This window comes from Salinicola sp. NYA28a, assembly GCF_976982775.1.
The window spans coordinates 2,969,293-2,989,354 of the sequence record NZ_OZ334582.1 but is presented as its reverse complement, the minus strand read 5'-3'; the positions used below and the strand labels follow the sequence as shown (position 1 = coordinate 2,989,354).

General features: G+C 64.7%; 20 protein-coding genes. 8 read left to right on the top strand and 12 right to left on the bottom strand.

The features are described from left to right. Positions 1-173: 173 nt before the first annotated feature. The 7 genes from ACWHY3_RS13445 to def form a co-directional block, all read right to left on the bottom strand. Complete coding sequence (locus tag ACWHY3_RS13445; protein ID WP_448126733.1) at positions 174-1,622, bottom strand: TrkH family potassium uptake protein; 1,449 nt, start codon at positions 1,620-1,622, stop codon at positions 174-176. Positions 1,623-1,677: 55 nt separating this feature from the next. Beyond that, positions 1,678-3,051, bottom strand: a complete 1,374-nt coding sequence (gene trkA, locus ACWHY3_RS13440) for a Trk system potassium transporter TrkA (RefSeq protein ID WP_303855980.1) — start codon at positions 3,049-3,051, stop codon at positions 1,678-1,680. A 178-nt stretch (positions 3,052-3,229) separates the two neighbouring features. Further along, a complete protein-coding gene (locus ACWHY3_RS13435) occupies positions 3,230-3,436 on the bottom strand; it encodes a dodecin (RefSeq protein WP_071229935.1) in 207 nt (68 codons plus the stop codon). 101 nt (positions 3,437-3,537) lie between these two features. Beyond that, positions 3,538-4,233 (bottom strand): bifunctional nicotinamidase/pyrazinamidase, encoded by a 696-nt coding sequence (gene pncA / locus ACWHY3_RS13430; RefSeq protein WP_448126732.1) that lies wholly within the window; start codon positions 4,231-4,233, stop codon positions 3,538-3,540. A 222-nt stretch (positions 4,234-4,455) separates the two neighbouring features. Further along, entirely contained in the window at positions 4,456-5,784 is a 1,329-nt protein-coding gene (gene rsmB, locus ACWHY3_RS13425; protein ID WP_448126731.1) for a 16S rRNA (cytosine(967)-C(5))-methyltransferase RsmB, read from the bottom strand. Beyond that, positions 5,781-6,818, bottom strand: a complete 1,038-nt coding sequence (gene fmt / locus ACWHY3_RS13420) for a methionyl-tRNA formyltransferase (protein WP_448126730.1) — start codon at positions 6,816-6,818, stop codon at positions 5,781-5,783. Before fmt ends, rsmB begins: the two co-directional genes overlap by 4 nt. A 135-nt stretch (positions 6,819-6,953) precedes the next feature. Further along, a complete protein-coding gene (def, locus tag ACWHY3_RS13415; RefSeq protein ID WP_303855989.1) occupies positions 6,954-7,460 on the bottom strand; it encodes a peptide deformylase in 507 nt (168 codons plus the stop codon). Between the two features lie 189 nt (positions 7,461-7,649). Between def and ACWHY3_RS13410 the strand changes: the two genes are divergently transcribed. Both ACWHY3_RS13410 and dprA read left to right on the top strand, forming a co-directional pair. Then, positions 7,650-8,810: a LysM peptidoglycan-binding domain-containing protein gene (locus ACWHY3_RS13410; protein ID WP_448126729.1), complete on the top strand. Its 1,161-nt coding sequence runs from the start codon at positions 7,650-7,652 to the stop codon at positions 8,808-8,810. A 94-nt stretch (positions 8,811-8,904) separates the two neighbouring features. Beyond that, on the top strand, positions 8,905-10,077 hold the full coding sequence (dprA, locus tag ACWHY3_RS13405; RefSeq protein ID WP_448126728.1) for a DNA-processing protein DprA: 1,173 nt from the start codon (positions 8,905-8,907) through the stop codon (positions 10,075-10,077). A gap of 55 nt (positions 10,078-10,132) precedes the next feature. Here the strand turns inward: dprA and ACWHY3_RS13400 are convergent, their stop codons facing one another. Next, positions 10,133-10,972, bottom strand: a complete 840-nt coding sequence (locus tag ACWHY3_RS13400) for a 5'-nucleotidase, lipoprotein e(P4) family (protein WP_448126727.1) — start codon at positions 10,970-10,972, stop codon at positions 10,133-10,135. A gap of 202 nt (positions 10,973-11,174) precedes the next feature. Here ACWHY3_RS13400 and ACWHY3_RS13395 point away from each other — a divergent pair, with 202 nt between their 5' ends. The 3 genes from ACWHY3_RS13395 (at position 11,175) to aroE (ending at position 13,559) form a co-directional block, all read left to right on the top strand. Further along, positions 11,175-11,723, top strand: coding sequence for an L-threonylcarbamoyladenylate synthase (locus ACWHY3_RS13395; RefSeq protein WP_448126726.1), 549 nt, complete (start codon positions 11,175-11,177; stop codon positions 11,721-11,723). A gap of 94 nt (positions 11,724-11,817) precedes the next feature. After that, positions 11,818-12,750: an oxygen-dependent coproporphyrinogen oxidase gene (gene hemF, locus ACWHY3_RS13390; protein WP_448126725.1), complete on the top strand. Its 933-nt coding sequence runs from the start codon at positions 11,818-11,820 to the stop codon at positions 12,748-12,750. Continuing rightward, positions 12,747-13,559, top strand: a complete 813-nt coding sequence (aroE, locus tag ACWHY3_RS13385; protein ID WP_448126724.1) for a shikimate dehydrogenase — start codon at positions 12,747-12,749, stop codon at positions 13,557-13,559. Before hemF ends, aroE begins: the two co-directional genes overlap by 4 nt. Before the next feature lie 486 nt (positions 13,560-14,045). Here the strand turns inward: aroE and ACWHY3_RS13380 are convergent, their stop codons facing one another. After that, on the bottom strand, positions 14,046-14,852 hold the full coding sequence (locus ACWHY3_RS13380) for a M48 family metallopeptidase (protein ID WP_087720004.1): 807 nt from the start codon (positions 14,850-14,852) through the stop codon (positions 14,046-14,048). Positions 14,853-14,968: 116 nt separating this feature from the next. Then, positions 14,969-15,592, bottom strand: a complete 624-nt coding sequence (locus ACWHY3_RS13375; protein ID WP_071229926.1) for a hypothetical protein — start codon at positions 15,590-15,592, stop codon at positions 14,969-14,971. A 274-nt stretch (positions 15,593-15,866) separates the two neighbouring features. On the opposite strand from ACWHY3_RS13375, the gene ACWHY3_RS13370 reads away from it, so the two are divergent. After that, entirely contained in the window at positions 15,867-16,727 is an 861-nt protein-coding gene (locus ACWHY3_RS13370) for an ATP-binding protein (protein ID WP_087719985.1), read from the top strand. A gap of 84 nt (positions 16,728-16,811) precedes the next feature. Beyond that, the gene (locus tag ACWHY3_RS13365; RefSeq protein WP_332780211.1) at positions 16,812-17,021 is read left to right on the top strand and encodes a hypothetical protein; all 210 of its coding nucleotides are present in this window, start codon (positions 16,812-16,814) and stop codon (positions 17,019-17,021) included. A gap of 157 nt (positions 17,022-17,178) precedes the next feature. Here the strand turns inward: ACWHY3_RS13365 and dmeF are convergent, their stop codons facing one another. Both dmeF and ACWHY3_RS13355 read right to left on the bottom strand, forming a co-directional pair. Beyond that, complete coding sequence (gene dmeF, locus ACWHY3_RS13360; RefSeq protein WP_332780210.1) at positions 17,179-18,147, bottom strand: CDF family Co(II)/Ni(II) efflux transporter DmeF; 969 nt, start codon at positions 18,145-18,147, stop codon at positions 17,179-17,181. Positions 18,148-18,327: 180 nt separating this feature from the next. Beyond that, complete coding sequence (locus ACWHY3_RS13355; protein ID WP_011589742.1) at positions 18,328-18,597, bottom strand: metal/formaldehyde-sensitive transcriptional repressor; 270 nt, start codon at positions 18,595-18,597, stop codon at positions 18,328-18,330. A 140-nt stretch (positions 18,598-18,737) separates the two neighbouring features. On the opposite strand from ACWHY3_RS13355, the gene ACWHY3_RS13350 reads away from it, so the two are divergent. Further along, positions 18,738-20,021: an ISL3 family transposase gene (locus ACWHY3_RS13350; protein ID WP_045995197.1), complete on the top strand. Its 1,284-nt coding sequence runs from the start codon at positions 18,738-18,740 to the stop codon at positions 20,019-20,021. Positions 20,022-20,062: the final 41 nt, after the last annotated feature.

Sequence of the window (20,062 nt, the reverse complement as noted above, 5' to 3'; positions counted from 1 at the left end):
GCATTCTACCACTGCTGCCCGCGTGACACTCGCCGAAAGCCCTGTCGGGCGCCCGATCCCTGGTGATATCGACCAGCGCAGCGACGGATCGATGGTGAAAAATGATGGGTATCGGAAAAACGAGGACTTGAGAAGAGGTGAATGAGCGCCGGCGCTGACGATGCGCCGACCGCTCAGCGACGCCAGAAGGCCGGCGTGAACAGTACCAGGATGGTGAAGATCTCGAGGCGACCCAGCATCATCGCCAGCACCAGGATCCACTTGGCGACGCTGGGAACGTCGCCGTAGTCGGTCGAGACGCCGCCCAGCCCCGGGCCGAGGTTGTTGAGCGCCGAACCGATCGCCGACCACGCCGTCACCTGATCCAGCCCCGTGGCGAGCAGCCCCAGCAGCATCACCACGAACAGCATCATGTAGACGGAGAAGAATCCCCACACCGCTTCGGCGACGCCTTCGGAGATGCGCATCTTGCCGACCTTGACGGCGAATACGGCGTTGGGGTGGATCAGGCGATGGATCTCGCGGATGCCCTGTTTCAGGATCAGCAGGATACGGATCACCTTCATGCCGCCGCCCGCGGACCCCGAACAGGCGCCGACGAAGGCCGCCATGAACAGCATGATCGGCAGCACGCCGGGCCACAGCGTGAAGTCGGCGACGCTGAAGCCCGACGTGGTCGCCACCGAGACCGCCTCGAACAGCCCGTGGCGGATGCCGGTGGCGTCGTGATAGGTGCCGGTGGCGAACAGCGTGATGATGGTGATGGCGATCAGCAAGCCCAGGAAGGTCACGAAGAAGCGGAATTCCGGATCGCGGATGTACTGCAGCAGGCGCCGCTCGCGCCATACCGCGAAGTGCAGGCCGAAGCTGACCGAGGAGACGATCATGAAGAACACGCAGATCATCTCGATGGTGGTGCTGTCGAAGTGGCCGATGCTGGCATCGTAGGTGGAGAATCCGCCGACGGCCACAGTGGCGAAGCTGTGGCCGATGGCATCGAACCAGTTCATTCCCGCGGCCCAATAGGCCAGCGCGCAGACCACGGTCAGGATCACGTAGATGTACCACAGCGCCTTGGCCGTCTCGGTGATTCGCGGCGTCAGCTTGGAATCCTTCAACGGGCCCGGGATCTCGGTCCGGTAGAGCTGCATGCCGCCGATGCCCAGCGTCGGCAGGATCGCCACCGCGAGCACGACGATCCCCATCCCGCCCAGCCATTGGAGCTGCTGGCGGTAGAAGCGAATCGACGCCGGCAGATGGTCGATGCCGCTGAGCACAGTCGCCCCGGTCGTGGTGAGCCCGGAAAACGACTCGAATACCGCATCGGTGAACGACATCGACGGCGCTTCGGAGACCATGAAAGGAATCGTCCCGAACAGTCCGAGAACGCTCCAGAACAGCACCGTGATGAGGAAACCGTCGCGGGTGCGCAGCTCGCGCTTGGCCTTCCGGTTGGGCCAGTAGAGCAGCGCGCCGGTGACGATCGAGATTGCCATGCCGGCGCCGAAGGCATACCAGTTGCCATCGTGGTAGATCCGGGCAATGACCATGGGCGGTACCATGGTCAGGCTGAACAGCATCAGCAGCAGGCCGACGATGCGAAGAATGACCAGCAGGCTCACGGAAACTCGCTCCCTACCGGCCAACGCGGGCGGGCTGTGCCGAAGGTGTCGAACATCAGAAAAAGGTCAGGCCGACTTGGAATAGCCGCTCGACATCGCGAATGCGGCGCTTGTCGATCACGAACAGGATCAGGTGGTCGCCGGTCTCGATCATGACGTCGTCATGAGCGATCAGGACCTCCTTGCCCCGTACGATGGCGCCGATACTGGTCCCGCTGGGCAGGTCGACTTCGCCGATGGTGCGGCCGACCACGCGAGAGGAGCGCTTGTCACCGTGGGCGATGGCTTCGATAGCCTCCGCCGCGCCGCGACGCAGCGAGTGCACGTTGACGATATCGCCCCGGCGCACGTGGGTGAGCAGGCTGCCGATGGTGGTCTGCTGCGGCGAGATGGCGATATCGATCTCGCCACCCTGGACCAGATCCACATAGGCGGCATTGTTGATCAGGGTCAGCACCTTCTTCGCACCGAGGCGCTTGGCCAGCATCGACGACATGATGTTGACCTCGTCGTCGTTGGTCAGCGCGCAGTAGATGTCGCAATCCTCGATGTTCTCCTCGAGCATCAGCCGCTTGCTGGTGGCGCTGCCGTGCAGGACCACGGTGCGGTCGAGCTTTTCGGAAAGGGTGCCGCAGCGGCCGAGATCGTGCTCGATGATCTTGACCTGGTGCTTGTGCTCCAGCGTTTCCGCCAGGCGCTCGCCGATATTGCCGCCCCCGGCGATCAGCACGCGGCGGAAGTCGCGGTCTACCTTGCGCAGCTCGCCCATCACGGTGCGGATATCGCGCCGCGCGGCGATGAAGAAGACCTCGTCGTCCGCTTCGATGACGGTGTCGCCGGTGGGAATGATCGGCCGGTCGCGACGGTAGATCGCCGCCACGCGGGTATCGATATTGGGCATGTGACGCCGCAGGAAGCCGAGTTCCTGCCCTACCAGCGGGCCGCCGTAATAGGCCTTGACCGCCACCAGCTGGGCGAGGCCGCCGGCGAAGTCGAGCACCTGCAGCGCGCCGGGATATTCGATCAGGCGGCGGATATGGTCGGTGACCACCTGCTCCGGGCTGATCAGCACGTCCACCGGGATGGCGTCGTTGGAGAACAGGCTCTTGCGCGTCAGGTAGGCCGTCGAACGCACGCGGCCGATCTTGGTCGGCGTGCGGAACAGCGTATGCGCGACCTGGCAGGCGACCATGTTGATCTCGTCGGAACTGGTCACTGCGATCAGCATGTCGGCATCTTCGCCGCCGGCCTGACGCAGAATGTTGGGGTAGGACGCGGTACCAATCACCGTCCGGATGTCGAGGCGGTTCTGCAGTTCGCGCAGCCGCTCCTCGTTGATATCCACGACCGTGATGTCGTTCTCTTCATTGGCCAGATGTTCGGCCAACGTGCCGCCGACCTGACCGGCACCCAGAATAATAATTTTCATGCCAAACCATCACGGAAATACGGCGTACCGCCTGCCAGTTTACCCGGCGCCGGGAAATCGGGGCGAACCCCGCCGGGCGCCGAAATCAGCGCGTAGCATAACGAGGTGGACGAACGAATGACAGGGCCGCGGGCGACATCTCGCCAGCGGCCCCGAGCCGTGCCCAAGGGGGCGTCATTCAATCCAGCGTGACGCCGACCTTGATCGTCACCTGCCAGTGGGAAAGCTTGTTGTCTTCCAGGTGGCCGCGGGTTTCGGTGACCTCGAACCAGCGCATGCCGTGCAGGGTCTTGCTGGCCTTGGTCAGCGCATTCTGGACGGCATCCTCGATGCTGGTGGTCGAGGAACCGGTGAGTTCGATCTGCTTGTAGACGTGGTCGCTCATGGTAAAGCTCCTTGGTTGAAAGCGTCGGCCGTTGCCGACGACTGAAAGCCCCTGGACTCCCTGGGGCCTGGAAAGAGGTGCGATTCAGGCGCGCCGATGGCTCAGGCATCGACGATGGCGATGCCCAGCGACGAAAGGCGCTGGCGGGTATCGTCGTCGGTCTCGAACGTGACCGGCCGCGTCAGCGGCCAGAGGAAGTGGGTGTTGAAACCGGCCGCGACGGCGTCTTCGGCGGTCCACAGCACGCAGACATCCCGCGCCAGGCCGCAGACGTAGACATCGGTGACGCGGCGATCACGCAGCCAGCCTGCGAGCCCGGTGGCGGGGCGATGGCCGTCGGGGCCGATGTTGTTGCGAAAGGCGCTGTAGGAATCGATACCGGGATCGGTGCCCTTGCGAATGATCGCATCGCAGGCGGACCAGTCGATCGCCGGATGCAGCGCCGCGCCCTCGGTGCGCTGGATGCAGTGGTCGGGCCATAGCGTCTGGGCGTGGCCATAGAGCTCGATCGACTCGAATGGCTGATGGGGCGGATGCCGGGAGGCGAACGAGACGTGCCCTGGCGGATGCCAGTCCTGCGTCGCCACGACATGAGCGAAGGCATGTTGCGCCAGCAGCCATTCGAGCCCCAGCAGGATTTCGTCACCCTTGGCACAGGCCAGCGCACCGCCCGGCATGAAGTCCGGTTGGACATCGACGACGATCAGGGCGCTATGTGGGGCGACGCCGCCGACGGCGAGTCCGGCGGGCTGGGTCTCGGGGCTGGCAGGGCTGTCGAGAACGTCGTTGTCAGGCACGGCTGGCGCTTCCTGCGTGGCGAATTCTCTCTCAGTATCGAAGGCAGGCGGGAATGTCGCAAGCCGGCCCGGCATCGCGATGTCCGAACCGTACACCGGGGCGTCGCGTAGCCCCGGTATGGCTGGTCATCCGCCCGGCCCGGTCATCGGAATGACCGAGGGAACGAGGTGGAACAGAACGGTGCCGCTGCGAACAAAACGGTGCCGCAGCGAGACAGCGACTCAGGCGCGCTTGCGCAGGCGGGCGTAGAAGAAGCCGTCGTGGCCGGCCGGGGTGGGCAGCAACTGCCGGCCGTGGCCCGCCGCCTGGCCCCAGTCGAGTTCGTCGGGCATGTCGGCGACGGCATCCGGGGTGCGCGCGAGAAACGCCTCGATCTGGGTGGCGTTCTCCACCGGCAGCACCGAGCAGGTGGCGTAGAGCAGGGTGCCACCCGGCGCGAGCTTGGGCCACAAGGCGTCGAGCAGGCGTGCCTGGAGCGCGGCCAGTTCGGCGACATCGCTGTGGCGGCGGGCGAGCTTGATGTCCGGGTGACGCCGGATGACCCCGGTGCCGGAGCAGGGCGCGTCGAGCAGGATGGCATCGAACGGTTGCCCATCCCACCAGCCGTCATCGGCGTTCGTTTGGCTGGCGTCGGCCGCGTGGAGCGTGGCTTCCAGCCTCAGGCGCTGAAGGGTCGACGCGACACGCTTCAGGCGCGTCGGATCGACGTCCATTGCGGTGAGGTCCACGTCGAAGCGTTCGAGCAGGTGCGCCGTCTTGCCGCCGGGGGCGGCGCAGGCGTCGAGGACCCGCTGGCGGTCGTCGCCCGCAAGCGCCGGGGTCAGCAGGTCGGCGCACAGCTGGGCGGATTCGTCCTGAACGCTGACGTCACCCTCGGCGAAGCCGGGCAACTGGGTCACGTCGCAGGGCGTTTCCAACTGAATGCCGTCCTCGGCGAAGCGGCAGGGGGCTGCATCGAGCCCTGCCGTTTCGAGACGCTGCAGATACGCCTCGCGGGAAGCGTGGCGGCGATTGACGCGCAGGGTCATCGGTCCGGCTTCGTTGTTGGCCTCGCAGATTGCCCGCCAGGCGTCCGGCCAGGCATCGCGGAATTCGAGCAGCAGCCAGTCCGGGTGCCACAGCGCCACCGGCGCATCCCGATCGACCTTGGCCTGCAACGCTACCGATTCGCGCTGGAACCGGCGCAGGCAGCCGTTGAGCACGCGAGTCGCCCACGGTTTGCCGAGGGCGCGCGCGGCGCCGGCCGTCTCGCTGACGGCGGCGTGGGGCGGCACGCGCATGTGCAAAAGTTGGTACAGGCCGATGAGCAGCAGCGCCTGGATGTCGGTATCGCGCTGTTTCATCGGTTGGCGCAGCAGTTGGCTGGCGAGCGCGTCCAGGCGTGGATGCGCGCGGCAGACACCGAAGCAGAGCGCCTTGACGAAGCCGCGGTCGCGCTCCTTGATCGCGCTGGAGGCCAGCTCGGCGTCCAGGCTCGACAGCGAGCCCTTGCCGTTCAGGACCGGCACCAGCCGTTGCGCGGCAAACGCGCGGGTATCGCCAGGATTCATTGGTCGGTTTCCTTGGAGGGCTGGTCGGGGGACTGATCGAGGCGTTGGTCGGAACTTCGACCGAAACATTGGCCGGGGCCGAGACGGGGATGGTTGGCATTGAGCAGGTCGCGCGCCGCGAGCGGTTTGCCGCCGGGCATCTGCAGCTTCGTCACCCGCAGGACCTCGCGGCCATTCTCGCCACAGGCGATCCGCAGGGCGTCCGCGGCGGGGTCGAGCAATGTGCCTGGCTCGATGTCTCTGTCGCCGGCTTCGGCTTCCGGCATTGCGAACCACAGCCGCAGCGGCTCGCCGTCGAGGCGCGTCCAGGCCACCGGCCAGGGGTTGAAGGCGCGAATCCGACGCGACAGCGCCGTCGCCGGCTGGCGGAAGTCCAGCTCCGCCTCCGGCTTGGAGAGCTTGCTGGCGTAGGTCACGCCGTCCTGCGGTTGAGGCGTGGCGGTCAGGCCTTGTTCGGCCAGCGCGTCGAGGCCCTCGATCAGGGTTTCGCCGCCCAGTGCGGCTAGGCGGTCATGGAGATCGCCGCCGGTCGTGGTGTCGTCGATGGCGGTGCGCTTGATCAACAGCATGTCGCCGGTATCGAGACCGGCATCCATCTGCATCAGGGTGATGCCGCTCTCGCTGTCGCCCGCCTCGATGGCGCGCTGGATCGGCGCTGCGCCGCGCCAGCGCGGCAACAGCGATGCGTGCACGTTGAGACAGCCCAGCCGGGGAATGTCGAGCACCGCCTGCGGCAGCAACAGGCCGTAGGCAACGACGATCATGACATCGGCCTCGAATTCGGCCAGCCGCCGCTGGGCCTCTTCGTCCTTGAGGCTGAGCGGCTGTTCCATCGGCAGTTCATGCTCGAGTGCCAGGCGCTTGACCGGGCTGGGCGTGAGCTTGCGGCCACGGCCGGCGGGGCGGTCCGGCTGCGTGTAGACTCCGACGACCTGATGGCGGGAGGCGAGCACGGCCTTGAGGCTCTCGGCCGCGAAATCCGGCGTGCCGGCAAAGACGATACGCAGCGGCTGCCCTTCAACACGGTGACTCATTCGATACGTTCCTGACGAGTGAATGCCTGAGGATGATTGGTGCCTGCAGTAGGTAAACCCTGAAGAGCAATGACGAAAGGCCGGCGTCGCAAGGACGGCCGGCCTTCGAAAGCCTGAAGATGACGCGACGGGCGATCAGGCGTCCTGTTTCTGGCGCTTCTGCATCTTCTTGAGAATCCGGTCGCGCTTCAGCGGCGACAGATAGTCGACGAACAGTACGCCCTCGAGATGATCGCACTCGTGCTGGATGCAGTGAGCCAGCAGGCCGTCGGCATCCAGCTCGTAGGCGTTGCCGTCGCGATCGGTCGCCTTGAGATGGACGCGCAGTGCCCGCGGCACCTCGGCGTAGTAGTCGGGGATCGACAGGCAGCCTTCCTGCAGCGGCTCGCGTTCGTCGTCCAGCGGTTCGTAGGTCGGGTTGATCAGCACCAGCGGGCTGTTGCGATCGTCGCTGACGTCCATGACGATCACGCGCTGGTGGATGTCGATCTGCGTGGCGGCCAGGCCGATACCGGAGGCGTCGTACATGGTTTCCAGCATGTCGTCGACCAGCGTGCGGATCTCGTCGTCGACCTGGGCGACCGGCGCTGCCTTGGTACGAAGGCGCGGATCGGGATATTGGAGAATGGTTCTGATGGCCATATTCGTTTGCGTGCCTATCGGCATGAGTGACGTGATCTGCCTATTGTAGAGCGCCAGCGCCGACGGGGAAACCGCTGTGCCGAGGCCGCGTGGCGCACGCCGTCGACGGGATGCGCCCTCAAGTCCGTCCTGCCGGCGCCGATCTATAGGGGAAGACGTCTATGGCCCACCTTGGGGATGACAACAGCAATGATCAGTTTGGATGGTTGGCGAGCGTGCCGCTCCCGTTGCCGCGCCGTGGCGGGACGGCTGCTGCTGGTTGGTGGCCTGGGTCTACTGGCCGCTTCGCCGACCCCGGTGTGGGCGCTGTCGGTTCAGGAGCCGTTGTCGCTGAAAGCGGATGCGCCGGCCAGCTATACGGTTCGCGAGGGGGATACGCTGTGGAGCATCGCGGCGCGCTTTCTCGATTCGCCGTGGCAGTGGCAGACGCTATGGCAGCGCAACCCGCAGGTGGCCTCGCCACGGCAGCTTTATCCGGGGGACGTGATCCGGCTGGTGGCGACCGATGGCGCACCGCATCTTGCCGTGGAGCGCGGGCGAGGCGAGACGGTTCGGCTCTCTCCCAGCGTGCGCCGCGCCCCAGTCCGGGAGGCGGTGCCCAGTCTGCCGCTGGATCGCATCCGGGTCTTTCTCGAGTCCTATCAGGTCGTCGACCCCGGCGTGCTGGCCGACGCGCCAACGGTGGTCGCCGGCCAGGCCCAGCGCTTGTTGAGTGGCGCCGGCGATACGCTCTATGCCCATGGCCGGCTGCCGGCAGCGGGCACCACGCTGGGCATCTATCGGCCGGGCAGCGATTACCGTGCGCCCATGTCTTCCGAGTCGGAAGGGCGGGGCTCGGGGACGAGGTCGCTGGGGCTGGAGCTGCATCGTCTCGGCCATGCGCGGGTGCGGCGGAACGTCGATGACGTCAGCGAGCTGAAGGTGCTGGATGCGGTACAGGAGATTCGCAATGGCGACTATCTGCTGGCGCTGGACGAAGGCGGCATCGCGACGCAGTTCCAGCCGAGGGTGCCTGAAACACCGGTCGTGGCAACCATTCTTTCCGTGCCGGACGGTGTGCGCTTCATCGGCCGTCATGACGTCGTGGCGATCGATCGCGGCCGCGCCGACGGGCTAGAGACGGGTCATGTGCTGCAGGTGATGCGTCAGGGCGAGCACGTGCGCGACGATGCGCGCGATGAATGGGTAACGCTGCCGGATACCGAGGCCGGCGCCGTGATGGTGTTCCGGGTCTTCGAGCATCTGAGCTACGCCCTGGTGATGCGCGCCTCGCAGGCGCTGGCGGTCGGCGATCGACTCGTGGTGCCGAGCGATCTCCGAGAAGTCGTAGCTGGCGGAGGCGCGCCTTGACCGGCATCGCGCCGATCGGGGCGTCGTGGATCGGGGCGTCGTGGATGGAAGCCGTCTGGCGAACGGTCGATCACGCCGTGGATGAGGGGCGGTCATGACCCCGGAGCTGCGCGACTGGCTGGCACTGGATGCTCTGCCGGGGCTGGGGCCGGCCAGACTGGCACCGCTGCTGCGCCGCTGGCGTGAAGGCGACGACCTGCCCTGGCCCCAGGGATGGCTGGCGGCGCTACCCGCGAATCTGGCCCAGCCGCTGCGCCTGTGGCTGGATCATCCCGCGCGCAGCCCGCTCACGCCTGCGATCGACGCCGCGCTCGAGTGGGAACGGGCCGATGCCCGCCATCATCTTCTCCACCCCGGGCATCCGGCATGGCCCGACCTGCTGACTCAACTGCCGGACCCGCCGACGGTGCTGTGGGCCAAGGGCGATCTCAAGGTGCTGAATCGCCCCGCCATGGCGGTCGTCGGCACCCGGCGACCCACGCGGGAAGGGCAAGACAATGCCGCGCGTTTCGCCCGGGATCTCGTCGCGAAAGGATTCTGCATCGCCAGCGGCATGGCCCTGGGCATCGACGGCGCCGCCCAGCGAGCGGCGTTGCAGGCCGGCGGCGCCACCATCGGCGTGCTTGGCTGTGGCGTGGATGTAATCTATCCGCCGCGCCATGCCTCGCTGTACCGGGAGCTGCTGGCGGGGCAGGGCTTGCTGCTGTCCGAGCATCCGCCCACGACCCGAGCCCATCCCCGCTTCTTCCCGCGGCGTAACCGTCTGATCACGGGGCTATCTCAGGGCGTGCTGGTAGTGGAGGCGGCCGAGAAGAGCGGTTCTCTGGTCAGCGCGCGCCTGGCGCTGGAGCAGGATCGGGAGGTCTTCGCGATACCGGGATCGATCCACAACCCGCAATCGACGGGCTGCCTGCGCTTGATCCGCCAGGGCGAGGCGGCGCTGGTTCGCCACGTCGACGACATCCTCGACGACCTTGCCGCCTGGCAGGTGCCAGTGTCTGGCGTTCTCCCGACAGCGCATGCCGAGTCGAGCCAATTCTCGCCGTCATCGCCACGGATCGCGGCGAATCCGTCATTACCCGCCGTCGCGTCTGCTGCCCCGGACTCTCCCTTGCTGGCAGCGCTCAGCGACGCGCCGACGCCAGTGGATCTGCTGGTCGAACTGACCGGGCAGTCGGTGGCCGACATACAGCTGGGGCTGCTCGAACTCGAACTCGACGGCTGGGCGGCCCAGACCACCGGCGGTTGGGTCAGAAGAGGGGGCTGACGCCCCGCGTCATCGCTACCAGGATCGGGGCCGCCGCGCGGCGCGGCGGAGGCGCCTACTCGCCGGCCGGCCCTCCCCACACTTCCAGATGATTGCGGCGAGCCCGCGATTTCTCCTCGTCGCTCAGGCTCCAGTCGCCGCCGTAGATCGCTTCTTCCCAGGCACCGTAGGCCGGATTGGGCAGCATGATGTAGCGGCTGCCGAAGGCAGTGGCCTGGGCGTTGACGGCGGCCCGGCGGGCGGCGGCGGTATCGCGGTCGAAGCCGGCGGAAAAGTCGCCCAGGTTGTCGCCCATCAGCAGCACGACCCAGTGCGACTGCGAGACGCGCTGACGCCGTGGTGTCTTGTCGCTGGCGTCGCTGCGTGGCAGCAGGTGCTCGTCGTCGGCATCGGGGAAGCCGACCCGCTGCAGGTTGTGCAGCGTCGGCTCGGCTTCGCTGTCGCGGCGGTTGGTGACGTAGAAGATCTCGACCCCGCGCGATGCCGCGTAGTCCAGGAACGGCTTGGCGCCCGGTATCGGTATCGCGCTGGCCTTCTCCACCCACTGGTGCCAGCTATCGCTGGCGTAGTTCTCGTCGTTGGCAATCAGCCATGCCTCGTAGGGCGAGTTGTCGAGCACGGTTTCATCGACATCGACGACGATCGCCGGTGGGCGCTGCCCGCTCGTTCCGGGAGCGGAAAGGGCGCGGTCCAGATTCATGCGGGCCAGGTTGAAGGCCTGATGGCTGAGCGCGGCGTATTCGCCGGAGGACTGCATCCACACCGTTGCCATCACCAGTTCGTCGGAGAGGGAGACCTTCGGGGCTGGCGGTTGCGCGGGTTGCTGGGCACAGGCAGTGAGGCCGCCGGCCAGCGTCAGCGAGAGCAGGGATAAGGAGAGCGGTGAACGGGGCATGGTCAGGTTCCTTGTCGTCTTGTTGGCTTCGTCTTGTTGGCATGTATTCCGGACGGCTCGACAGGGCGGGCAATAGTCGCACTTGCCACGCCGGATACGGGGCGGGGTGCGACGTTGAGGCACGGCCGGGCGTCGTTCGGGCATGGTAGAATTTAGCCCATATCCAGCGGCAGGTCGGCTCGCGGAAAGAAGGATCGAGATCATGCAGGACTTTGCAGCAGCCGTTGCGGCGCTCCGGCGCGGCGGCATCATCGCCTATCCCACCGAAGGGGTCTGGGGGCTGGGGTGCGACCCGGATGACGAACGGGCGCTGAGCGCGTTGATCGCCCTCAAGGGCCGGGCCAGCGAGAAGGGGCTGATCCTGATCGCCGGGGATATCCGTCAGCTCGCGGCGTGGCTCGAAGGCGTCGACGACGACGCAATGGCGCGTCTCGCCGCTAGCTGGCCCGGCCCCAATACCTGGTTGATTCCCGACAATGGCCGGGCCGCGCCGCTGCTGCGAGGAAGCCATTCCACGCTGGCGGTTCGCGTCAGCGATCATCCGCTGGTCCAGGCGCTGTGCGCGGCCTGGGGCGGCCCGCTGGTGTCGACGTCGGCCAACCGGGCCGGCGAACCGCCGGCAATGAGTGCGTCGCAGGTGCGCGAGACGTTCGGCGAGTCGCTGGATGCCGTCGTCGAGGGGCCGCTCGGTGGACGCGATCGGCCGAGCACCATTCGCGACCTGATGACCAACGAGGTGCTGCGCGCCTGAGAGCTCGCTTTTACGCAGCGACATTTTCTCGCTTCACGCTCCGGATTCTCACGACTCTGGACGCTCACTCTCCCGACCTGAAGGAACGATGACCGTGGCACATCCTCATCTCGAACGCGTCAAGGACTATCTGATCACCCTGCAGGACAGGCTCTGCGAATCGCTGGCCGAGCTCGATGGCGGGGAACGATTCCGCGAGGAGACCTGGGATCGCCCCGAAGGCGGGGGCGGGCGGTCGCGGGTGATCGAAGAGGGCGCGCTGTTCGAGAAAGGTGGCGTCAATTTCTCCCACGTGTACGGCGAGAAACTGCCGCCCTCGGCAACCGCGGCGCGCCCCGAGCTGGCAGGCCGCAGCTTTCATGCGGTCGGCGTCTCCTGGGTGCTGCACCCACGCAATCCGCACGTGCCGACCGTCCACGGCAACGTGCGTTTCTTCATCGCCGACAAGCCGGGCGAGGAGCCGGTATGGTGGTTCGGCGGCGGCTACGATCTGACGCCCTATTATCCCTATCTCGAGGATGTCCAGCATTGGCATCGTGTCGCCAAGGCGGCCTGCGATCCTTTCGGCGAAGCGGTCTACCCCCGCTTCAAGGCCTGGTGCGACGACTATTTCTTCCTCAAGCATCGCGACGAGACCCGTGGGGTCGGCGGGCTGTTCTTCGATGATCTCAACGAATGGCCGTTCGAGGAGTGCTTCGCCTTCCAGCGCTCGATCGGCGACAGCTTCGTCGATGCCTTCGGGCCGATCGCCCAGCGCCGGCGCGATACGCCGTTCGGCGAGCGCGAGCGGGAATTCCAGTCCTATCGACGCGGTCGCTACGTCGAGTTCAATCTGGTGTGGGACCGCGGTACCCTGTTCGGCCTGCAGAGCGGCGGGCGCACCGAGTCGATTCTGATGTCGATGCCGCCACTGGCCCGTTGGCAGTACCAGTGGGCGCCGCAGCCCGATTCCGAAGAGGCTCGGCTGCTCGCCTATCTCCAGCCCCGTGACTGGCTGAATACACCGGAGGAACACCTGCCGACATGACCGACCGCTACGCCGTTTTCGGCCATCCCATCGGGCATTCCAAATCGCCGCGAATCCATGCCGCGTTCGCCGAGCAGACCGGCGAAGCCATCGACTACACTGCGATCGAAGCGCCGGTCGCGGATTTCGCGGGGGCCTGGCGTGCCTTCGTCGCAGCCGGTGGCCGGGGCGCCAACGTGACGGTGCCGTTCAAGCAGGAAGCCTTCGCGCTGGCGGAAGTGCTTTCGCCGCGAGCGCAACTGGCCGGGGCGGTGAATACGTTGATGCTCGGTCGCGATGGCAAGATTTACGGCGACACCACCGACGGCGTAGGGCTGGTTCGGGATCTCGAGGCTCATGCCGCGCCGCTGGCGGGCGCCCGCGTGCTGCTGCTCGGCGCCGGGGGCGCGTCGCGTGGCGTGATCGAGCCGCTGCTGGAAGCCGGTGTCGCGTCGCTGACGGTCGCCAACCGCACCGTGGCCAAGGCCGAGGCGCTGGCGGCGCTGTTTGCCGGCAAGGGCGAGGTGTCCGGATGCGGTTTCGATGACGTGGCGGGGCCGTTCGACCTGGTGATCAACGCCACCAGCGCCAGCCTGGCCGGCGATCTGCCGCCGCTGCCCGCGGGGCTTTTCGCTGCCGAGGGGCTGGCCTACGACATGATGTATGCCGCCGAGCCGACCGTGTTTCTGCGCTGGGCGGCAGAGCAGGGCGCACTGTCGGTCGACGGGCTCGGCATGCTGATCGAGCAGGCTGCGGAATCCTTTTGGCTATGGCGTCAGGTGCGCCCGGATACCGTACCGCTGCGGGAGTTACTGCGGCGCGAGCTGTAACTTGAGTTTCGGCAAGGCAACGAATTCCAGCAGAGTCAGCTTACTACTGTCCGAGTCTTAACGACCCTCTTGCTCGTGATTGCGAGGGGCAAGCCCCTCGCGCTCCCCTTTTGTGACGCCACAGACGGCGAAACTCTGAACGCCAATCGCCCGCGCTCGGGTCGGCGCGAAAGGGTATCTGACCGCCATGGATGGCGGAAATGCAGAAAATGCAGGAGCAATTTTCTGCCTGCCCAACGCGCCTCTTGCGTCCTGCTGCGCTAAAACATCCTGTCCCGCTTGCAGGGCCGGGGTTGGCCATCCATGGCCAACCCGTTCGGCGAACCGGGCATCACTCAGATGCCCGGTTCGCCTCACCCATGACGCAAGACCCGGCACGGGCGATCGTCGTCCAGCGCCATCTGGAAGGCGTCATTGGGTGGCTGATTCAAGCCTATCGGTTCTACCTGCCAGCAACCTGTCCCGCAAATGCCGACAGGTGGAACGTTAAACCTTGCAGCTGGGTCGTTTGCCCTCGGCCCTGGCCTGCTCATAGCGTGGCTGGGCTTCGTTGAGCCGCTCATTCAAACCTTCCATGCGCTGGCTGTTGCTGGGGTGGGTGGACATCCAGGCCGGCGGTTCGCCCTGACTGTTGGCTGACATGTTCTGCCACAGCTGGAGGCTGGCGCTGGGGTCGAAGCCGGCATCGGCCATCAGGTCCAGCCCTACCAGATCCGCTTCCGACTCCTGCTTGCGCGAGAAGGGCAGGATGACGCCATACTGCGCCCCGGCGCCCAACAGCCCCATGACCTGCTCGCCCCCCGCGCCTTCGAGGCCGGCAACGGTCTGCAGTATCGAAAGCCCGCTCTGCGTCGCGGCCTGGGTGGAGACCCGCTCGTTGGCGTGGTGTGCCAGCACGTGGCCGACTTCATGGCCGATGACCGCGGCGAGTTGATCCTGGTTGGTGGCGACATCGAGCAGGCCAGTGTTGACGCCGATGTAGCCGCCGGGCAAGGCGAAGGCGTTGGCGGTATCGTCCTTGAACACCTTCACTTCCCACTCGGAGATGCCGGCGCTGGCGGGCACTTCGGCGGTGATCGCCTTGGCCACGCACTGCACGTAGGTTGCCTGGGCACCGCTGACCGTGGGCAGCTCCTGCTCGTACTGCGCGAAACTCTGCTCGCCCATCTGAGCCAACTCATCGTCGGAGTAGAACGCCAGCTGGTTGCGCCCCAGCGGCGACGTGCTGCAGGCGCTGAGCAGCGCGGCAAGGCCGAGGGCGCCGATCACCCGGCGCGAAGGTTTTCCTGACATGAGAGGCTTCGAATCTTCCATGATGGTCTCCAAGATCTGCCTGAATCGTATGTTGTCGGGGTGGTTGGCCGAGACGGGTCATCGATTGGCACAAGATACCCGGCCTGTCGGGGCGGTCAACCGTCCACCGGCACGGTATCTGGTGCGGACGTGGTCTGCTCGCCGATGTCGAGGATCAGTGTCGGTGCGGTGACGATGCCGTCGAGCGCTGCGGGCAAGGTCGGTGTCAGCGACAGCTGGCTGCCTGCCGGCAGTTCGCCGCGACGACTGAGCTGGCGGGCGAGCGAAAGCAGCGACGAGACGCGCTCGGCGCGGGAAGCCAGGGCATCGATACCGGCCGGTTCGAGTGCCACGGGAAGCGTGACAGTGGCCGGTTCACCGCCCTGCAACTGGATCGGCTCGTCGACTTCGCCGCTGGCGGGTTCGGCGCCCGGCACCTGCAACTGCCAATCGAAGCCCTGCAGCTCGATCGGCGGCGCGCTGGCGGGCAATGTCATGGCGAGGGGAAGATCGATATTGACCGGCAGGCCGGCCAGCGCAAGTCCGGAGCTCAAGAGCGTGAGTTCGTCGATGTCTTCCAGGCCGGGCGAAAAGTGGTAGTTCCCGATACGGACGTTTTCGACACCCATCGAGGAAAGGGCGATCCGCCCCAGCATGAAGCCGACCTGCGGCAGCGCCAGGCAACCGCCCAGCAAGGACACCAACATCAGCGCGATGAACGGGCGGGAACGAGACGGCATCGCCTCTCTCCTTGAATTAGTGGCGGTCGGAAAAAAGGGGGGGGGGAAGCGGCGATGACATGGAAACATCCTGCCTCGAGTCCGGGGCGCGCTGCCGGGCCAGCGCCGTGTCCGGGGGGCTGTAAAAGCCCCCGCGACTGGACCCACGGAACCAACCGGCACAAGATACGCTGTTTCCGGCAATCCGCAATCGTCACGAATGACGATCTTCAGCGCTGTTTCATGAGGTTGCCGGTATGGTCTCGATCGTGAATGTCAATGAGGAGAGTGGAAGATGGATGGTGATCTGGCGCTACGTTTGAGCCGCCTGCTGGACCGTGTCGAGGGGTGGTTGCCGGAGCAGCCGCCAGCGGTCGACTGGAGTCGCGATATCGCAGCGCTATGGCAGTCTCACCCGCTCGGTGGGCAGTTGGTGGCGGTATCGCCCCGCGACGGGGTTCGGCTCGATGATCTGATCGGCGTCGAGCGTCAGAAACGTGCCCTGCTCGACAACACCCGCGCCTTCCTCAAGGGCTATCCTGCCAACCACGCCTTGCTGTGGGGCGCGCGCGGCAGCGGCAAGTCCTCGATGGTTCGTGCCTTGCTCAACACGCTGGCCGGTGAAGGGCTGCGCTTGATTCAGGTCGATCGTCACGACCTGGTGGCGTTGCCGATCCTGGTGCAGCGCCTGCGCGACCGGCCAGAGCGCTTTGTCGTCTATTGCGACGATCTCTCTTTCGAAGGCAGCGACGATGCCTACAAGGCATTGAAGAGCGTGCTCGATGGCACGCTGACCGGGCCGCCGGAAAACGTGCTGCTGTACGCGACCTCCAACCGTCGGCATCTGCTGCCGGAATCCATGGCCGACAACCAGGAAACTCACCTGGTCGATGGCGAACTCCACCATGGCGATGCCGTGGAAGAGAAGATCTCGCTGTCGGATCGCTTCGGCCTGTGGCTCGCCTTTCATCCGTTCAGTCAGCAGGCCTATCTCGAGACCTGCCAGCACTGGGTCGCTCATCTGGCCGGCGAGGGCGCGTGGAGCGAGGAGGCCCGCGCCGAAGCAGTGCGCTATGCCACCTTGCGTGGCGTGCGCAGCGGCCGGGCGGCGTGGCAATTCGCCTGTCAATGGATAGGTTCTCGCGCTATTCGCTGAGCCTTCACCCCCGAGAATGAGATACCCTCATTCGAAAGCATGAGCTACCGTCCTGGTAGCGTTGTCGTATTGAGGGGGGAACGGGTGAAAGCATCGCGCTTGCCGATGTGGCTGATCCTGCTGGGCATCCTGCTGTTGACGCTGTTCTTCGGCCGGATGCTGCAACAGGCGCTGCACAACGACCAGTTGGGTTTCGAGCGGGATCTGCGCTTTCAGGGTATCCGGAATATCTGGTTGATCTCTGGGTATCATGGGGAGGTAACAACTCCCCACTTCATCGGATTCCTTGGTTGATATGTCACTCAGGCCATTAAGGTACCTACAAAGCCTGGAACGTGTATGGACAATGACACTTACATGGCTTGGAGAGAGGGCGAGGCCAAGCTGAATGCAGAGCAACTCCCTCGCCCGTACCAAAACCGACTATTTCGGCCCAGCCCGCTCAATCAGCTCATCGTATCCTGGAGCCGGTATTCTCCGGACCAGTGAGACAGCGCTGTGGCTCGACTGTAATGTGTACTAATGACGGGCACTGAGCCTGGATACGCTGCTTGTAGACGGCAGGCGCCTCCGGGTCATGCGACACGACCGAGACGATGGCGGCGTGAATATTCGGACCAATGGCCCAGAGGTGCAGATCGCTGATTCGTGCATCGTCACTCTCAATGGCATGTCTGACGTCGTGCTCCAAGTCACTGCGCTGTTGATCAAGCAGCACGCGGGAGGTGTCTTTCAACAGATGCCATGACCAGCGAGTGATAAGTAACGCGCCGACGATACCCATGATCGGGTCCATCCAGTCCCAGCCCGCATACTTTCCGGCCAGCAAGGCAGCAATCGCCAATACAGAAGTTAAGGCATCGGCGAGTACGTGGAAGTAGGCAGCTCGACGGTTATGATCATGATGCCCATGCCCATGCCCATGCCCATGCCCATGCCCATGCCCATGCCCGTGGTCGTGGTCTTCCCCGCCCAGTATCCAGGCCGATACTCCATTGACGATCAAGCCGATGACGGCGACGAAAATAGCTCCATTGAACGAAATTTCTACCGGGTGGATGAAGCGGTCGATGCTTTCGATCACCATATACAGGGCGAAGCCTGCCAGCAGGACCGCGCCGGTGAACCCGCCTAGCGCATTGACCTTCCCGGTGCCAAATGAGAACTGTGTATTGCCTGCGTTGCGGCGAGCGTATGCATAGGCGAAGGCTGCAATACCCAGAGCGACAGCATGAGAGCCCATATGAAGGCCATCGGCCAGGAGGGCCATCGAACCGTATAAGACACCGGCCAGAATTTCCCAAACCATCATGACGACAGTTAGAGCGACGACGATCAGTGAGCGTATTTCACCGGATTTTTTACGATCTTGACCAAAAACATGATTGTGTTGCCATTCTTCGAGCCTGTGACCATGCATACTGTAATACTCCGAGTTGATAAAAATTATGGTCAGCAAGACCAATGAAAGTGGTGGCGATTGATGGCGAAGCCCTGCTAACAGCTCCGGTTCCGCAAGAACTTCAGGGGCGCGGATATTAAATCACTGCCAAAGTTCGCCTCTTACAGCTAGGGTACCCACGCTGTAGCTCGTGATGTTCTACTTGAGGTAGGACTTGATGACCTGCAGCACCGCTTCCAAGTCTTGTTGCCGCTGCTCCAACTCGGGTTCCCTGACGACGTGATCAGTCAAGTGCCCCTCAATGATGGCTGCCATCAGTCCATTCACCGCCCCACGAATCGCGGCGATCTGTTGCAGCACGGCCGTGCAGTCGCCCTCCTCGTCAAGCTGCCTTTCCAGTGCGGCCGTCTGCCCCTGAATGCGCCGAACGCGGGTTAATAGCTTCGCTTTGTCTTTGATCGTGTGCATGCAGTCGTCTCTTTAGTGGCCCAAAAACTATACTGGAGGGTAGTATATAAATACTAGGGGGTAGTATGCTTGTTTGCAAGAGAGGAGAGGTAGGTGAAGCTCACCAACGTGACACTCGCCAGCCGTAAGGAGCACGCCGCATGACCGAAATGCCCGACAACATCCTGCACCTGCCTGAGTACCAGGTGCTGGGCTGCAAATCCACCGACGACGAAATGCACTTCCAGGTGGACGCGCCCGATCCCATCGCCTGCGAGGAATGCGGCGTGCAGGGTGAGTTCGTGCGGTTCGGCAAGCGTGATGTTCCCTATCGTGATCTGCCCATCCACGGCAAGCGGGTCACCCTCTGGGTGGTCCGCCGCCGGTACACCTGCCGGGCCTGCAAGACCACCTTCAGGCCCCAGCTACCGGAGATGGTGGACGGCTTCCGCATGACGCTGCGGCTGCATGAATACGTGGAGAAGGAATCCTTCAACCACCCCTACACCTTTGTGGCGGCACAGACCGGCTTGGACGAGAAGACGGTACGTGACATCTTCAACGCCCGCGCCGAGTTTCTGGGGCGCTGGCACCGCTTCGAGACGCCCCGCATTCTGGGCATCGACGAGCTGTACCTGAACAAGCGCTACCGCTGCATCCTGACCAACATCGAGGAGCGAACCCTGCTCGACCTGCTGGCCACCCGCCGTCAGGACGTGGTGACCAACTACCTGATGAAGCTGAAAGACCGGCAGAAGGTCGAGATCGTCAGCATGGACATGTGGAACCCCTACCGGGCAGCGGTCAAGGCGGTGCTGCCACAGGCCCGTATCGTGGTCGATAAGTTCCATGTGGTGCGCATGGCCAACGATGCCTTGGAGAAGGTGCGCAAGGGCCTCAGAAAGGAGCTGAAACCCTCCCAGAGCCGAACCCTCAAAGGAGACCGGAAAATCCTGCTGAAACGCGCTCACGAAGTCTCAGACCGGGAGCGACTCATCATGGAGACCTGGACAGGCGCATTCCCGCAACTGCTGGCCGCCTACGAGCACAAGGAACGCTTCTACGGCATCTGGAACGCCACCACCCGGCCACAGGCAGAAGCCGCCCTGGATGACTGGATAGCCACCATTCCAAAGGGCCAGAAGGAAGTCTGGAGCGATCTGGTCAGGGCAGTGGGCAACTGGCGCGAAGAGATCATGACCTACTTCGAGACGGACATGCCCGTCACCAACGCTTACACGGAGTCCATCAACCGACTGGCCAAGGACAAGAACCGTGAAGGGCGTGGTTACTCGTTCGAGGTGATGCGGGCACGAATGCTCTACACCACGAAGCACAAGAAGAAGGCCCCGACTGCGAAGGTCTCTCCGTTCTACACCATCGGTTACGGACTGCCGGACTTCGCAGAGGAACTCAACTACGGGGTCAATCTATCAACCATCTGAGGGTGGTATCAGGTTGGTGGGGTGAAGGTGCCCCATCAACC

Excerpts from the sequence above, each read along its gene's own strand:
- trkA (WP_303855980.1), bottom strand. The coding sequence starts at position 3,051 with ATGAAAATTATTATTCTGGGTGCCGGTCAGGTCGGCGGCACGTTGGCC.
- ACWHY3_RS13435 (WP_071229935.1), bottom strand. The coding sequence starts at position 3,436 with ATGAGCGACCACGTCTACAAGCAGATCGAACTCACCGGTTCCTCGACC.
- rsmB (WP_448126731.1), bottom strand. The coding sequence starts at position 5,784 with ATGAATCCTGGCGATACCCGCGCGTTTGCCGCGCAACGGCTGGTGCCG.
- fmt (WP_448126730.1), bottom strand. The coding sequence starts at position 6,818 with ATGAGTCACCGTGTTGAAGGGCAGCCGCTGCGTATCGTCTTTGCCGGC.
- def (WP_303855989.1), bottom strand. The coding sequence starts at position 7,460 with ATGGCCATCAGAACCATTCTCCAATATCCCGATCCGCGCCTTCGTACC.
- ACWHY3_RS13410 (WP_448126729.1), top strand. The coding sequence starts at position 7,650 with ATGATCAGTTTGGATGGTTGGCGAGCGTGCCGCTCCCGTTGCCGCGCC.
- dprA (WP_448126728.1), top strand. The coding sequence starts at position 8,905 with ATGACCCCGGAGCTGCGCGACTGGCTGGCACTGGATGCTCTGCCGGGG.
- ACWHY3_RS13400 (WP_448126727.1), bottom strand. The coding sequence starts at position 10,972 with ATGCCCCGTTCACCGCTCTCCTTATCCCTGCTCTCGCTGACGCTGGCC.
- ACWHY3_RS13395 (WP_448126726.1), top strand. The coding sequence starts at position 11,175 with ATGCAGGACTTTGCAGCAGCCGTTGCGGCGCTCCGGCGCGGCGGCATC.
- aroE (WP_448126724.1), top strand. The coding sequence starts at position 12,747 with ATGACCGACCGCTACGCCGTTTTCGGCCATCCCATCGGGCATTCCAAA.
- ACWHY3_RS13380 (WP_087720004.1), bottom strand. The coding sequence starts at position 14,852 with ATGTCAGGAAAACCTTCGCGCCGGGTGATCGGCGCCCTCGGCCTTGCC.
- ACWHY3_RS13375 (WP_071229926.1), bottom strand. The coding sequence starts at position 15,592 with ATGCCGTCTCGTTCCCGCCCGTTCATCGCGCTGATGTTGGTGTCCTTG.
- ACWHY3_RS13370 (WP_087719985.1), top strand. The coding sequence starts at position 15,867 with ATGGATGGTGATCTGGCGCTACGTTTGAGCCGCCTGCTGGACCGTGTC.
- dmeF (WP_332780210.1), bottom strand. The coding sequence starts at position 18,147 with ATGCATGGTCACAGGCTCGAAGAATGGCAACACAATCATGTTTTTGGT.
- ACWHY3_RS13355 (WP_011589742.1), bottom strand. The coding sequence starts at position 18,597 with ATGCACACGATCAAAGACAAAGCGAAGCTATTAACCCGCGTTCGGCGC.
- ACWHY3_RS13350 (WP_045995197.1), top strand. The coding sequence starts at position 18,738 with ATGACCGAAATGCCCGACAACATCCTGCACCTGCCTGAGTACCAGGTG.